General features: G+C 49.1%; 16 protein-coding genes. 13 read left to right on the top strand and 3 right to left on the bottom strand.

Features of this window, described 5'->3' with window-relative positions:
• Position 1: 1 nt before the first annotated feature.
• From tatB to L9P87_RS09675, 6 genes are all read left to right on the top strand, one after another.
• Complete coding sequence (tatB, locus tag L9P87_RS09700; RefSeq protein ID WP_237444537.1) at positions 2–433, top strand: Sec-independent protein translocase protein TatB; 432 nt, start codon at positions 2–4, stop codon at positions 431–433.
• A complete protein-coding gene (gene tatC / locus L9P87_RS09695) occupies positions 430–1,191 on the top strand; it encodes a twin-arginine translocase subunit TatC (protein ID WP_237444536.1) in 762 nt (253 codons plus the stop codon). The genes tatB and tatC overlap by 4 nt, the downstream gene beginning before the upstream one ends.
• A gap of 103 nt (positions 1,192–1,294) precedes the next feature.
• The gene (gene moaA / locus L9P87_RS09690; protein ID WP_237444535.1) at positions 1,295–2,299 is read left to right on the top strand and encodes a GTP 3',8-cyclase MoaA; all 1,005 of its coding nucleotides are present in this window, start codon (positions 1,295–1,297) and stop codon (positions 2,297–2,299) included.
• A 319-nt stretch (positions 2,300–2,618) separates the two neighbouring features.
• Positions 2,619–3,884, top strand: a complete 1,266-nt coding sequence (locus L9P87_RS09685) for a porin (RefSeq protein ID WP_237444534.1) — start codon at positions 2,619–2,621, stop codon at positions 3,882–3,884.
• 168 nt (positions 3,885–4,052) lie between these two features.
• The gene (locus L9P87_RS09680) at positions 4,053–4,472 is read left to right on the top strand and encodes a DUF4345 family protein (RefSeq protein WP_237444533.1); all 420 of its coding nucleotides are present in this window, start codon (positions 4,053–4,055) and stop codon (positions 4,470–4,472) included.
• A gap of 184 nt (positions 4,473–4,656) precedes the next feature.
• Positions 4,657–5,250: a hypothetical protein gene (locus L9P87_RS09675; protein WP_237444532.1), complete on the top strand. Its 594-nt coding sequence runs from the start codon at positions 4,657–4,659 to the stop codon at positions 5,248–5,250.
• A 46-nt stretch (positions 5,251–5,296) separates the two neighbouring features.
• Here the strand turns inward: L9P87_RS09675 and L9P87_RS09670 are convergent, their stop codons facing one another.
• The gene (locus L9P87_RS09670; RefSeq protein ID WP_237444531.1) at positions 5,297–6,982 is read right to left on the bottom strand and encodes a vWA domain-containing protein; all 1,686 of its coding nucleotides are present in this window, start codon (positions 6,980–6,982) and stop codon (positions 5,297–5,299) included.
• 119 nt (positions 6,983–7,101) lie between these two features.
• Between L9P87_RS09670 and L9P87_RS09665 the strand changes: the two genes are divergently transcribed.
• Both L9P87_RS09665 and L9P87_RS09660 read left to right on the top strand, forming a co-directional pair.
• The gene (locus L9P87_RS09665) at positions 7,102–7,962 is read left to right on the top strand and encodes a hypothetical protein (protein WP_237444530.1); all 861 of its coding nucleotides are present in this window, start codon (positions 7,102–7,104) and stop codon (positions 7,960–7,962) included.
• An 8-nt stretch (positions 7,963–7,970) separates the two neighbouring features.
• Positions 7,971–8,213, top strand: coding sequence for a hypothetical protein (locus L9P87_RS09660; protein WP_237444529.1), 243 nt, complete (start codon positions 7,971–7,973; stop codon positions 8,211–8,213).
• Between the two features lie 7 nt (positions 8,214–8,220).
• Here L9P87_RS09660 and L9P87_RS09655 read toward each other — a convergent pair whose 3' ends face one another.
• On the bottom strand, positions 8,221–9,522 hold the full coding sequence (locus tag L9P87_RS09655) for a BamA/TamA family outer membrane protein (RefSeq protein WP_237444528.1): 1,302 nt from the start codon (positions 9,520–9,522) through the stop codon (positions 8,221–8,223).
• A 233-nt stretch (positions 9,523–9,755) separates the two neighbouring features.
• Here L9P87_RS09655 and L9P87_RS09650 point away from each other — a divergent pair, with 233 nt between their 5' ends.
• From L9P87_RS09650 to L9P87_RS09635, 4 genes are all read left to right on the top strand, one after another.
• Complete coding sequence (locus L9P87_RS09650; protein WP_237444527.1) at positions 9,756–9,929, top strand: chromate transporter; 174 nt, start codon at positions 9,756–9,758, stop codon at positions 9,927–9,929.
• Positions 9,871–10,308, top strand: a complete 438-nt coding sequence (locus tag L9P87_RS09645; RefSeq protein ID WP_237444526.1) for a chromate transporter — start codon at positions 9,871–9,873, stop codon at positions 10,306–10,308. The genes L9P87_RS09650 and L9P87_RS09645 overlap by 59 nt, the downstream gene beginning before the upstream one ends.
• Entirely contained in the window at positions 10,206–10,469 is a 264-nt protein-coding gene (locus tag L9P87_RS09640) for a chromate transporter (protein ID WP_354001897.1), read from the top strand. Before L9P87_RS09645 ends, L9P87_RS09640 begins: the two co-directional genes overlap by 103 nt.
• A gap of 136 nt (positions 10,470–10,605) precedes the next feature.
• Positions 10,606–11,454, top strand: coding sequence for a hypothetical protein (locus L9P87_RS09635; protein WP_237444525.1), 849 nt, complete (start codon positions 10,606–10,608; stop codon positions 11,452–11,454).
• A 69-nt stretch (positions 11,455–11,523) separates the two neighbouring features.
• Here the strand turns inward: L9P87_RS09635 and L9P87_RS09630 are convergent, their stop codons facing one another.
• Positions 11,524–13,116: a class I adenylate-forming enzyme family protein gene (locus tag L9P87_RS09630; RefSeq protein ID WP_237444524.1), complete on the bottom strand. Its 1,593-nt coding sequence runs from the start codon at positions 13,114–13,116 to the stop codon at positions 11,524–11,526.
• Between the two features lie 211 nt (positions 13,117–13,327).
• Here L9P87_RS09630 and L9P87_RS09625 point away from each other — a divergent pair, with 211 nt between their 5' ends.
• Positions 13,328–13,513, top strand: coding sequence for a hypothetical protein (locus L9P87_RS09625; RefSeq protein WP_237444523.1), 186 nt, complete (start codon positions 13,328–13,330; stop codon positions 13,511–13,513).
• The last annotated feature ends 6 nt before the right edge of the window (positions 13,514–13,519 follow it).

The following is a 13,519-nucleotide window of genomic DNA, read 5'->3' as shown; positions in this document are numbered from 1 at the left end:
TGTGTTCGATATTGGCTTTACCGAACTGCTGATGATTGGCGTGATCGCTCTGGTTGTCCTCGGGCCAGAGCGTCTGCCACATGCCGTGCGGACGACCAGTCGCTGGCTTGGAAAAATTCGCAGCATGTTTAACCAGGTCAAAGATCAGATCGAAAAAGAGCTCGATGCCGACGAGATTCGCCAGCAAATTCATAACGAATCGATTATGCAGCAACTCGATAAAGGCAAAAATGACGCCGATGCCAGCCTTGACGATATTCGCGCCAGTTTAAAAAGCATGGAGTTCGACCTTCACTCTTCCACCGAGGCCAGTAGCGATACGGCGGCGGACGAACAAGCCGTGACTAAAAAATCAACCGCCGAACGAATCGATAACCAAGCGACGGCTGATGATAACCTCACCGCAAAACCGGCAACAAAAGATAATCCATGAGTAATAACGGCACCGACCAAGCACAACCGCTGATAGCCCACCTATTAGAACTCCGCAACAGGCTGCTTTATATCATTCTCGCAGTATTAATCCTGTTTGCCTGCCTGTTTAGCTTTGCCAATGATATCTACACCTATGTATCGGAGCCGCTGCGGGCACTACTCCCCGAGGGCGCGACGATGATTGCCACCGATGTGGCCTCACCGTTTCTTACCCCCTTCAAGCTAACCGGGGTATTGGCAGTGTTTCTGGCCGTGCCATTTATTCTGTTTCAAGCCTGGGCGTTTATTGCCCCCGGTATGTACAAACACGAAAAGCGCATTGCTATTCCATTGCTGGTTTCCAGTGTGTTACTTTTTTACGCCGGTATCGCCTTCGCCTATTACGTTGTTTTCCCGCTTATATTTGGCTTCTTTACCAGTATTGCACCGGAAGGCGTCAGCATCATGACCGATATCAACAGCTATCTAAACTTTATATTAAAGCTGTTTTTTGCCTTCGGTGTTGCCTTTGAAATCCCCATTGCCACTATTTTACTGATATGGACTGGTGTTACTACCAGCGACAACTTGGCGGCTAAACGCCCCTATGTCGTCGTCGGATGCTTTGTCATTGGCATGCTGTTAACCCCGCCAGACATCATCAGCCAAAGCCTGCTTGCCATCCCGGTCTGGTTTCTTTTTGAGGTGGGAATTTTGGCCGGTAGAATGATCAAAACACAAAAAAGTAAAACGGACGACGCCGATACCGAAGAATAAGCCAGAAAATATTGCGCTATGCTATATTGGCTTTATTAACTTTCCGTTATCATCACTGGCACACTTTTTCTCAAGCCCGTTACCGCCCGAGGCCGACACGATTATGACCAGCTCTATGCCCACATCGTTGATCGACAAATTCAACCGCCGAGTTGACTATGTCCGCATGTCGGTCACCGACCGATGTGATTTTCGCTGTGTCTACTGCATGGCTGAAGAGATGACATTTTTACCCCGTGAGCAGGTGTTAACCCTTGAGGAAATGGCCTTTATCGCCCGCGCCTTTACCGAGCTCGGAGTCAAAAAAATACGCCTCACCGGCGGTGAGCCACTGATTCGAAAAAACGTAATTACTCTGTTCCAGCAACTGGGCGACCTCGATGGGCTGCAAGAGCTCAACCTCACCAGCAATGGCTCGCAACTCACTAATATGGCAAAACCGCTGGTCGAAGCCGGTGTCAGCCGTATTAACATCAGTCTCGATACCCTCAAGGCCGACAAGTTTAAGGAGCTTACCCGTACCGGCAACCTCGACACGGTCATCGCCGGTATCGATGCTGCCATTGCAGCGGGCTTTAGCCGCATCAAACTCAATGCCGTGGTACTCAAGGGACGCAACGACGACGAAATCCTCGACCTGGTTAATTTTGCCATTAGCAAGGGGGTCGACATCTCGTTTATCGAAGAGATGCCGCTGGGCAACATCAGCGAACACGACCGCGCTCTTAGCTTCTGCTCCAGCGATGATATCCAAGAAATCATTGCTCAACAGTACCCACTGACGGAGATCACAGCCACCACTGCAGGCCCCAGTCGTTACTTCTCCCTCGCCGGAGAGAGCATCAGAGTTGGTTTTATTTCCCCCCATAGCCATAATTTCTGTGGCGACTGCAACCGCGTTCGCGTCACTGTTGAAGGTCGCTTACTACTCTGCCTCGGCAACGAGCACTCCGTCGACTTACGCCATATTATACGCGCCAACCCCGGCGACATTAAGGTACTGAAACAGGCGATTATAGACTCTCTTGATATCAAACCTGAGCGACATTATTTTGACTTGGAACAAGAGGTCCAAATTGTCCGCTTTATGAACACCACCGGCGGATAACACTACTGCCGCAATGCATACCGCATCGACGTGCTTTTTTATTTTATAGGTATAATCCCCTATATCGTCTACCCTTGTCTCCGTGAACTGCCTTATTTAGGGCGAAAAAAACTGCGGTATCTTCGTATTTTGATTAAAAGTTCCTTACATTTTGTGAGGATCAATTTTTTCTTGATCTACTTCGGGTTTTTCACCGGACAACTTCTGCTAAGGTTCGTTCCACTTAATGTCGCTGAGTCAGTGACATGAATAATTATACCTGCCAATGATTCTGTTATTTGGCTGTAATTGTGTGTAACCAAAACTAGGTAACTTGACTATGTTAAGACAAATCGCCCCTATCGCTTTAGCCGTTGTTGCTGCTAACAGCGCCTTCGCTCAAGAAACAACCTCTGCCAGCGTTGATGACCTGCAGGCACAGATCGACGCTCTACGCGCCGAAGTTGCAGAATCTAACACTAACGCTAAGTCTTCCGACAACAACACCATGGAAATCGCCGGCAGCAAGGTTAAGTTTGGTGGTTTTGTTCGCCTAACGGCTAACCAGACCAGCGGCGATAACGGCCTGGCTTACACCAACGGCTTCAACCCTGTTGTTATGGACCCTAACGCCAGCAACAATGGTGATCAGAGCGAATTCAGCGCCAGCGAATCTCGCGTTAACATGGAAATTCTAACCGACAGTCGTTTCGGTACCGTTCGCACCTTTGTTGAAGTTGATGCGGTCGATACCATCCGCCTACGTCACGCCTTCTTCGAAGTCAACGGCTTCACCTTCGGTCAGACTGACACCACCTTCGGTGATTCTTCGGCGTGGCCTGCTGATCAGGTCGACTTCCAGGGTCCACTGTCTATCTACAGCCACCGTCGCGCTCAGATTGCCTACTCTGCCGACTTCGACAGCGGCTTCAGCTACACCGCCTCTCTTGTTCAAGCAAGCACTGACCTCGGTGGCGATGTCACTGATATCGAGAGCCTGAACAGCGACCGTCCAGATGTTGTTGCCACCATCAAGCAGTCTGGCGACTGGGGTCACATTGCCCTGTCTGGCGCCTACACCAGCGCACGCACTAACACTGCCGAGCTAGATAGCAGCTCACGCATCGACGGCTACGCCGCGCAGATCGGCACCAGTATCAACATGCCTTGGAACGGCAGCATCGCCGCCAGCTACTCGTACTCTGATGGCTCTAACGAATACATCTATGCGCTAAACGGCATGGACGGCTACAGCTACGCTGTTGTTGACGGCAAAGCTGAAACCATTGCCACCAGCGGTTGGACTGTTGCCTACAACCAGAGCCTCACCGAAACCATCAGCGGCAGTGTTTACTACTCGTATATCGATATCGATAACGAAGGCTTAAACCAGTCTCAACTAACAGACAGCAATGCAACTGTTACCGACTCTAGCTACATGGGCGCCAGCGTGTTCTGGCAGGCCGATACCAACATGAAGTTCGGTGCTGAATACCTGTACGGTGAAAACAGCCACATGAAAAACGCACTCGACCTAGATAACGGCGAGCGTCTTGAAGATGGCAAGGGCTCTACCGTCAACTTCCTGGCGCAATACTCTTTCTAAGCTCCGCTTAAAAAGAAATGTGCTTTAAAAACCGGCCGAGGCCGGTTTTTTTTATGGCTGCTCATTTTGTTAGCCCCATAACAAGAATAGCCAACAACGCTTTACCTTCTCAGACCAACTGCTTACTATGTGGCCAGTTTATAAAAATAATAATACACAGGAGGTCGTATGTTTTTTTCAAAATTTTTACTCACGTTCACAGGACTTATTTTTTTCAGCTATGGCTTACTCTGCGCCGTCGCACCACAACTGCCCGCTGAATATATTGGCTACCAATATGGCATCGGTGGCAGCACAGTCGAAATCGTCGCCATGTATGGCGGTCTAGAAATGGGGCTGGGCATTATTTATTTAATCGCCGCCTTCAACGATGAGCTGCGCTATCACGGGCTATGGGTAACTCTTATCACCCTTGGGAGTCTCGGCTTTACCCGACTTTTTGGTCTGATAATACACGGTGTCGACGACTACAATATGGCAGCACTTTTCTTCGAACTCACAACCACCGGTCTCTGTATTACCGCCCTACTATTAGAGCAGGCGAAGAAATCCCCGCGCAAAGAATACACCACCAGTAATCAGGCTTAAAATCACACAAAGTGACAATTTAGGTCACCTTTTTTGCCAACCATGTCACAAAGTGGCGATATGGTTGGCGATACCGCTCTGCAACAAATCGTTTTCTAAAGTTGGCAAGTATCCTGCAATAGATCCTCAAAGCACACAGTTATTACTAAATAATCGCAACATATACTGCTAAAGGAAGCCCGCCATGGATACTGCTGCCTATGACCTTGACGTTATCGAAAGAGACGGTGAGTTACTTTGGGATTTGCATGCCATCACCAATCGCACGGAAGCGATAGAGTTCTTATACCGCTTTGAAAACAGGTTGTGTGTGTATTCCAGCTTTGTTAAAACCATATACAGTAATTATCAACTGTTGATTCCAAACAACAGTGATTATGAAATCTCTGTGCTGCCCAACCAATTAGCCACCCATGACAGCTTTCACAACATTCCAAAGGAGGCCATCGTCGACAGCGGCATATACCTTTACCCTGGTGAATGCACCGGTGAAACCGGCTTGTTTATGAAAATCCCCTGTCGATTTGGCCTGGTCAGCAGCCGAGAAAAACCGTTTAAAGCTGGCCTGCTCGATATTATTAAACAGTTCCATAACCGTGGCGATTTTTTCTTGCCGGTCATTATCAAAGGTGATTTGCGCGAATACGAAAAACGCGTCCCCTCACTGCATTTGCACACCATCGATGTGAGCAAACTATCGCACTTATCAGAACTGCAAATAGAAAGTCTAAAACGTATTGTGGTTGAGAATTTGATGGATATTTTTAAAAAGGGATAACAAAAAAGGCCTCTGAATCGAGGCCTTTTTATTATTAACATCGATGCTACTTGGTTGCGTTCACCAAACCCGCCTGCTGTACCAGACGAATGAAGTCAGCGCGATAGCCATGAACATCCAAGCCCCGCCCCTGTCTTGCGCCCGCCTCACTCTTAGCAAAATCATAGTCAATCAGGTATTTATCGCAGCACAGCAGCTCTGCAAAACCGGCAACTGATGAGGCGAAAATAAAATCCTTACTATTCCCCTCATCGGTCTTAACAGACAGTGGAAAATTGACTGGCTGAGATTGATCTTCACCTGGTTTTTTATAACGTACTTTTAAATGACCATACTCACTGACATTGTATGATAATTGCTGCGGCACCGGGGCATATTTAAGCTCTGGCAACCAGGGCTGGTTGCTGCCCACCATGGTTAACTCATAAACGGCTGTCACCTGATGACCGGCACCAACCTCGCCCGCATCAACCTTATCGTTAGTGAAGTCTTCATCGGCCAATTTCCTATTTTGATAACCAATTAGACGATACTCACTGACTACCTGTGGATTAAACTCCATTTGAATTTTAACATCGGAGGCGACAGTTTGCAGCGTGCTACCCAGCTGCTCGACCAGCACCTTTCTAGCCTCTAGCAAGGTATCAATATATGCGGCATTACCATCACCCCAATTACTGATCTCCTCCATCATTTCATCGTTGTAATTACCTCGACCAAAACCCAGAGTCGTCAGTTGAATACCACTCTTAGCCGATTGCTGAATCAGTTCCTTTAGCTGTTCGGTGTCATTGATACCAACATTAAAATCACCATCGGTGGCCAGAATTACCCGGTTATTGCCGCCCTCAATATAAGCTTGCTGCGCCAGGGCATAGGCCTGTTCTATACCTTCGCCACCGTTGGTCGAACCGCCGGCGTTGAGCTTGTCTAAAGCCTGGCTAATGGCTGCACCATCATCGGCGGCAGTAGGCTCTAATACAACACCTGCAGCGCCAGCATAGACAACAATAGCAACGCTGTCTTCCTTGTTTAGCTGCTCGCTCAGCATCTTCAACGAACGCTTAACCAGAGGCAACTTATCGGGGCTGCTCATCGAGCCCGACACGTCTAACAAAAATACTAAGTTACTAGGCTTGTGTGCTGTTTGTAAGGTCTCTGTATCAAGAGTGACGGTCAGTAACTGTCTATCGCTATTCCACGGACTCTTCCCAATTTCATAGCGAGAGGTAAAAGGCGATTGATCATGATCAGGCTGCGCCTGAAACTGAAATTGATAATTAAAATAATTGATCATCTCCTCTGCCCTTACCGCCCCTTCTGGCGGCAGTTGGTTGGCCATGATATAGCGTCGAGTATTAGCATAACTGGCAGTGTCGACATCGATACTAAAAGTGCTCAACGGTTGACGGAGAGTACTGTATATCTGACTCGCCGAAACATCGGCATACGTATCTTGCGAGGCCGTCGGTGGCCGATAGTTAGGCGGCATGACGCCGATCTGTGGCCGAGCCTGATACGAAACTGCTACGGCGCTGTCGGCTTGCTCGCGCTTTTGCATAACACGCCGCTGTCGCAGCTCCTCTGGGATAATAGCAGGCAGAGTAACCGGTGTTGCCTGCGGCTCCTGCTCGCTATTCAATGAGCAGCCGCCAATGACTACGGTGACCACAGCAATGCTCAGCAGCTTGAGTGTCAGTGGGTGGATGTGATGTTGTTGTTTCGCTGTCATTGCAATACCTCGCGGAAAGAATCTATTGAGTGAATGCCATAGACAATACAGGGCCAGCCATGTAACGATTAGGTAACCTCAACCATCGATTGGTCTTCTTTTATCGTGGAATCTGTGATATGGCCTCTATTTTCAACAAGGTTAACCGCTTAAAATCAATGCCTTGGACATGGGACCAGTTCTTAACCGAGCTCGATCGAGTCTACCCATCCGGTGTTGACGAGAAAACACTGAAAAAACACTATAAACAGCCACACCGGGCCAGTACTCAAGCGATTGAGCAGGCAATAGACTCACTGCATCAGCGTTATTTCCCCTCCCCCTTCAGCCGCCACAGCGAGGCTCTGCTGAGGATTTATAATCGCCAGCAAAGCCGTGCTGAGCGGCAGGATATGCAATTGCTGTTGCATCGCTTGATTGATGCCGAGGATTGGACCGAGACGCTGGACCGTGTTCGGCTGCAGTGGATTTTAGCCAACAGTTATTTTGATCAAATTGCCGAGTTGCGCGACAGCCGCCGGCAAAAGATGCTTGCGCAATGTCAGAGCGAGGCCATTCGACACTACCAAGCAGCCATCGACATGGTGATTACCCACCCATCGACCGAGCAACAACTCGGTGCCAACAACCTCTTTAAACTTCGGCAAAACATTTTAGCCTGTTATCTAAATGCCTTGGACAAGAACCAGCGCGATGATGCAAAGTTATTAACACCGTATTTGCAGCAGGCAGACTTTTTCAACAGCAGCCGCGCCCTGCTCGCGGCCGAACCGTACCAATGGAGTGTGGCGCGTAACGCACTGCGCTTCGCCTCCATTTTAAGAGACTGTGATGAGAGTGAGTTTTTTTATCATCAGCTGATCAAGGCCTCTCCTTTTTTTGAGGATATTCACTATCAGCCACTCAATACTATTGCGCTGGCAGACAGCCCAGTATTTAATTGGGCTATTAATCAACTCAAACTTGCCACCAAACAATAAGGTTTTTGATGAAAAACATTCGATATATTATTGCTGCTGCGCTGGTTGGCGCATTGATTATTGGCTGCTCAGGCAAACACAGCGAACAGGCTCCCCCCAGTAAGCCAGCCACGGCTATTTATGAAAGCAACGATGCAGCCAGTGCCGAAGAAGACGAACAAAAGAAGAAAAAATCTGAACGCCAGGCGATGCCCGACCAAGAAATCAATCAGGCCAACCCCAGCGAAGACGACATGGAAAGACTGGACTGACAGCCGGTTAAAACGGGTGGTCGACCATCAACCAAAGGTTGCCGCCCTCGTCAGAATATGCAACATCGCTACGTACCACGATACCGGCCGTCATCGCCCGCAAAGATATACCCGCATCTGTTTTCACATCACTCAACAGCGCGTTAACAGTATATTGTGGCGCCACCCGACCAGCCTCGACAAAGCCAACAAGCTGAAACCAATCCAACTTTACAAAACGCAGCCATTCAATATTCCTGATCGGGTTATATTTTAATGTGTAACGATATTCTGCAGCACCATAAATAGATGCCTTGTCGTGAAAGCGGTTTTGATCGTAACCTCGCATGCGATAAAAGCCGCCGAGCGTTGCACCCTCATTATAAGGCGCCCCGCCATCGACAATTCGCCCCCCGTCCTCGTTATAATTCAGCTGCCATGTGGGCGAATAGGCGGTCCAAAAATTGAGCGCCAAAATACGCTGATGGGCATAGCCAGATTCACCAAACGAGAAATACTTGCTGGCCTCAAACTCAACCACCGTCCATTTCTGATCAGACTCCAGCCAACCCGCATCATGGGTGACAGCAATATATTGCCGGCTACCCTTCGATGGATTGACAGAAAAATCAGTATTATCATATAGCAAACCGAACTCAACGGCATGGACAGCTCCGTCGAGGGTTCGCCCCTGCTGTTCAAAGCTTTGGTAGCGATTAAACTGCTTTAAAACCAAGACGGAAGAGCCGCTGGCGAGAGGGTTCCACTGATCGCCACCACTGGGCTCAGAGGTTAATAGTCCATTGCGCGTCTCATAGTGCACCACTCCTTGCTCTCTGGTAGCCCCTATCGGCAGCGAGAACTCAAGTTTCATTGACCACCAGTTGGAGACTCCATCGGCCTGAATAAAATCGTCCACCGACGAATCGTTACCTCCAGGCATCGGCTGTCCGGCGGGGACATAGTCCTGCCGGGTAGCGCTGTAGGCGCGCTGATCCGGATAGTAGCCCGACATGCCATAGATGCTAAAATATAGCCGGTCTGTACCCGGCAGACGATAATTCCATATGCCGCCACCAACAGCCCTGCTGACCTCGCCACCATAAGCTGTTAAACCCGCCGTCATCTGCTCTTGATAATAACCGCTGGCCATCCCTCCAATGCCAATATTCAAACCCATCGATTCAGTGGAAAAGGCATAGGGTAAAACCAAGGTCTCCGCTGCCTTGCCCGCTGTCTCTGCACGGTTGAGCGAGTGTTTAACACTGGCAGAGGGTGCGCCCCACACAGAGGGCAGCCAGAAAATAGTCATTAAGATAACAATACGCATTCTAATATCTACTGTGATGATGACGATTGATTTCCGTTAAAATATATATCATAGCAAAGCCTTAACCACCGCATTATTCTTCTATAATTCATCAAATCGTCAGATTTTGTTCATACACTACCACCCCGATTCGATCGCTTTATTTGGAGATAACTAAATTCGAGAAACAATATGAGCGACATCATTACGGTCAAACACAGTGGTAACGTTTTTGAAGTTTTTGCCACTTTTTATTGCTTGGTCTGACATCCTTTGGCGGCCCCGTAGCCCACCTCAGTTACTTCAGATTGACGCTTGTCGAAAAGAAACAATGGGTAAGCGAGGAGCAATATGCCCAGTTAATGGCATTTGTCAGTTTCTACCAGGACCGGCAGCAGCCAGCTAGGCTTCAGACTGGGTTTGGCTAGAGCAGGCTGGCCCGTCGCCATTGCTGCGTTTATCCCCTTTACTCTTCCCTCTGCTGTATTGTTAGTCGTTCTCTCGCAACTGCTGCCCTATCTTGCTAACGATATAAGCCAGGCTGCGATTCATGGCCTGAAAATTGTCGCTCTTGCTTTCGTTGCTCACGCGGTGCCTGGCCCGATGTTTTCTTTTGCCGCCTACCTCTGCAGCTTAATGCCGGGTGACCAGGGTGGATACGCTGGTGCGGCTCTGGCACCACTGGCTATTTTCCTTCCAGGTTTATTGCTTATTGCAGCGGCACTGCCACTCTGGCAGTTAATCGCGAAAAAACCCGCGCCAGTCAAGCCCTTGCCGGCGTCAATGCCGCCGTCGCGGGGGTATTAACAGCAGCGCTTTACCAACCTATTTTCACCAACTCAATCATCAACCCTATTGACCTAGCCATTGCCATTGTCGCTTTTGGCCTGTTCACTGTTTACAAGCTATCGCCTTTGATAGTGGTCGCCTGGTGTGTTGCTGCCAGCATTGTCAGCGTCAACGTTTAACGCTACAGTTTCTGATGAGACGATATATAACAATAAAAACTCGTGGAGCTATCGCCTAGACAGCTGCTGACATATCACTGGCTAAAACAGCTGAGCACGCCACCGCTGTGCCGCTCGATGCAATATAGGATTATTGATGAAAAGCATGCATTTATTTATTTGGGGGGTACTGGCAACGACTATAACCAGCATCAATAATTCACATGCCGAGACAGCGTTTAGTGAACGTTTTTCGCTGAGCCTGGGCGCCTCTGTCACCACCTTTGACTCGAGTCTGGACCTTGACGCCGTCAACAGCATTGTCGACCGCCCCATCGATATAGAAGATGATCTTAAATTTGATGAAGAAATAAATTTAGCTAATTTTTCTGCCTACTGGCGCTTCGCGCCTCGCCATCGCATTCTTTTTGACTACCTGCCAGCTGACCGAACCAGCTCAGCCAAACTGTCCAACGATATTTATTTTGACGGCGATACTATTTCCGCAGGCGCTGACACAAAAGCCAATTACGACACAACGATTTATGATCTCAGCTATCTCTATAGCATCTACCAATCTGAAGATCTTGAAATGGGAGCGGGCGTAGGCCTTTACTGGATGCAAATCGATCTTAGCATCAGCGCCAGCGGCTTCATTAGCTCTGAGTCTCAAGGGCGAGGCGGCAAGGCCTTTAATGCCAACTACAAAAACAGCGGCGATGTTGATGTCCCTCTACCGACGCTCAATGGCTTTGTCAGTTATCGCGTTTTACCGAGTTGGTATCTCAAAGGAAATATTCAATACTTTGATTTATCGCTCGACAGCTTTTATGGCCATATGACCAGCGTCAGCCTAAGTAGTGAATATTATTTCACTCAATACTGGGGACTTGGCGCCTCTATTTCGATGTTAGATTTAGATATTCAATCAGACATCAGCTTTTTTCGTGGCGACCTCGCCTGGGCCTATCAGGGTGCATCCCTTTACTTAACCGCTAAATATTAAAACTAATGCTATCGATAAAAAGCCAGCAATACTGCTGGCTTTTTACTTACTGATAAAGAAAGCCATCACTTAACCTAATTCATCAGCCATCTCGCGCAGTTTATTTTTTGCTACTTTTTCAAGTGCCGCTCGGGGGAACTCCTCTACCACATGAATGGCTCGGGGCACCTTAAAATCGGCTAAGTTTGCCTTACAGTGATCGATAATTTGCTGACAGAATTCCTCATCATTCTCTGGCGCACCAAAGCCTTTGATCAAAAAGCCGACTGGCACCATATCGAGCATCTCGTCAGCTCGGGCAACAATGGCAATCTCACCAATACCCGGCACCTGCATGCAAACCTCTTCAACCTGACGAGCCGAGACATTTTCACCGCCAACTTTTAGTGCGTCTTTATCACGGTCACAGAAGAAGAAGTCGCCCTCTTCACCCATGCGCACCATATCGCCGGTCTTAAACCAGCCGTCGTCGGTAAAGGCTTTCTTATTAGCCTCTTCGTTATTGTAATATTCGAGAAAGATGTGAATACCGCGGGTCCCCTTGACCCAGAGTTCACCAATCTCACCGATGCCACATGGCTGGCCGGTCTCCTCATTGACGATGGCCAGTTGATAGCCCGGTGTTGGCTTACCAATCGAGTGCTGCTGCCAATCGTGGGTGAAGTCAGAGCGTGTTGCGTGGGTGACGGTCTCCGTCATGCCCCAGCTGGCGAACGGCTGACAACCCAACCAACCACCAATTTCTTTCCAGATAATCCCCATAGGGATAACACGCAAAGTATGGTTTTCTGGCACTGGCTGGGCGCCAATTGCCTTAAACACAAACGGTATCATCGAACAGTGGGTAATTTGGTGTTTTTCAATTACATCCCAAAAACGGCTGGCAGAAAACTTGGGCTGCAACACCGCGGTGGCACCATTACCGAGGGCACCCCAGAAAGCCCAGCTCTGTGCATTAACATGAAAATAAGGCAGGAAGGCGAGGTATTTATCATCCTGACCAAAGTCCATCGAGGAGGCGCCCATCTTACCCGACCACATCGCGTTGGCATGGGTGTGCACCACCGCCTTCGGCAGGCTGGTTGTCCCCGAGGTAAACATAATGCCCGCGGGTAACATCGGTTCTGCCGGACGCTCTGGCACAATACTGGCATCGCCAAAGAGGCTGGCAAAGACCGGAAAGTCATGGGCCTGCTCAGCGGTGGCTGGCTCACCCGAATTATCTTCAGTGACCACAAGCCACTGCAGGTTTTTGGCATTATCAGCCACCTGCTGCGCATATTGAGGCTGAGTCACAGCGCCGACAGCGCCCGTATGATCGGCAAAGTAGGCAATCTCACCCCCCACGCAGCGGGTATTGGTTGTCACACCGACGGCACCAATTTTGGCACAGGCATACCAGGCCAGCACCATTTCAGGGCTGTTGCCACAGTGAATTAATACCTTGTCGCCCTTGACCACTCCCTTGGCGACAAGGCCGCCCGCAATTTGGCCGACCTCGTCGTTAAAGCGCTTATAACTCCAACTCTGATCCTTGCCGTCGCGTGGCTCCCAGATGAAAAAAGGGTGTTCTGGGCGATGCTCAGCCCAGTGATTCAGCGCCCATGGGATATCTTGGCCGGCATACTCAAATTGTGCCGCAGCGGTGGATAAATCGGTCATTCCTGTACTCCTGTTATTCTTCTTTACAGCTATTTTTATCAGTCAGCTAAACATACCAGCCGAGTCTATAATCATTCATTAAAAGTTTATTATATGGCGCGACTTATCCTCCAGCTAGGTGATAAGTTGACCTTGATAGGTGACATTCTTAATCATTTTTCTGTGACAAAAACGATATACTGCCAGACATAGACAGCGAGGAGAGGCCGAGATGGGAGATGTGATCGCGTTCAAACGCCCAAGCTTAAAAGAGAAGCACAAAGGCAACAGCCTGTGTCGTAGCAACCATCACAAGTGGGAGGTGATCAATGACACCCCCTTCGATAGCCAGCAGGGTGGCCTGGTCACCTGTTATCGCTGCAAACGCTGCGGCAAGACCAAGAACAAGGCCCAGTAAGATGGG

Origin of the sequence: Sinobacterium norvegicum (genome assembly GCF_923077115.1) — a bacterium.
Lineage (GTDB): Bacteria > Pseudomonadota > Gammaproteobacteria > Pseudomonadales > Sinobacteriaceae > Sinobacterium > Sinobacterium norvegicum.
The sequence above is the reverse complement of the archived record's forward strand: the minus strand, read 5'-3'. Positions and strand labels throughout refer to the sequence as shown.

What these genes read in the sequence shown, in the direction of transcription:
- tatC (WP_237444536.1), top strand. Translation starts at nt 430, where the DNA reads ATGAGTAATAACGGCACCGACCAAGCACAACCGCTGATAGCCCACCTA.
- moaA (WP_237444535.1), top strand. Translation starts at nt 1,295, where the DNA reads ATGACCAGCTCTATGCCCACATCGTTGATCGACAAATTCAACCGCCGA.
- L9P87_RS09685 (WP_237444534.1), top strand. Translation starts at nt 2,619, where the DNA reads ATGTTAAGACAAATCGCCCCTATCGCTTTAGCCGTTGTTGCTGCTAAC.
- L9P87_RS09680 (WP_237444533.1), top strand. Translation starts at nt 4,053, where the DNA reads ATGTTTTTTTCAAAATTTTTACTCACGTTCACAGGACTTATTTTTTTC.
- L9P87_RS09675 (WP_237444532.1), top strand. Translation starts at nt 4,657, where the DNA reads ATGGATACTGCTGCCTATGACCTTGACGTTATCGAAAGAGACGGTGAG.
- L9P87_RS09670 (WP_237444531.1), bottom strand. Translation starts at nt 6,982, where the DNA reads ATGACAGCGAAACAACAACATCACATCCACCCACTGACACTCAAGCTG.
- L9P87_RS09665 (WP_237444530.1), top strand. Translation starts at nt 7,102, where the DNA reads ATGGCCTCTATTTTCAACAAGGTTAACCGCTTAAAATCAATGCCTTGG.
- L9P87_RS09660 (WP_237444529.1), top strand. Translation starts at nt 7,971, where the DNA reads ATGAAAAACATTCGATATATTATTGCTGCTGCGCTGGTTGGCGCATTG.
- L9P87_RS09655 (WP_237444528.1), bottom strand. Translation starts at nt 9,522, where the DNA reads ATGCGTATTGTTATCTTAATGACTATTTTCTGGCTGCCCTCTGTGTGG.
- L9P87_RS09635 (WP_237444525.1), top strand. Translation starts at nt 10,606, where the DNA reads ATGAAAAGCATGCATTTATTTATTTGGGGGGTACTGGCAACGACTATA.
- L9P87_RS09630 (WP_237444524.1), bottom strand. Translation starts at nt 13,116, where the DNA reads ATGACCGATTTATCCACCGCTGCGGCACAATTTGAGTATGCCGGCCAA.
- L9P87_RS09625 (WP_237444523.1), top strand. Translation starts at nt 13,328, where the DNA reads ATGGGAGATGTGATCGCGTTCAAACGCCCAAGCTTAAAAGAGAAGCAC.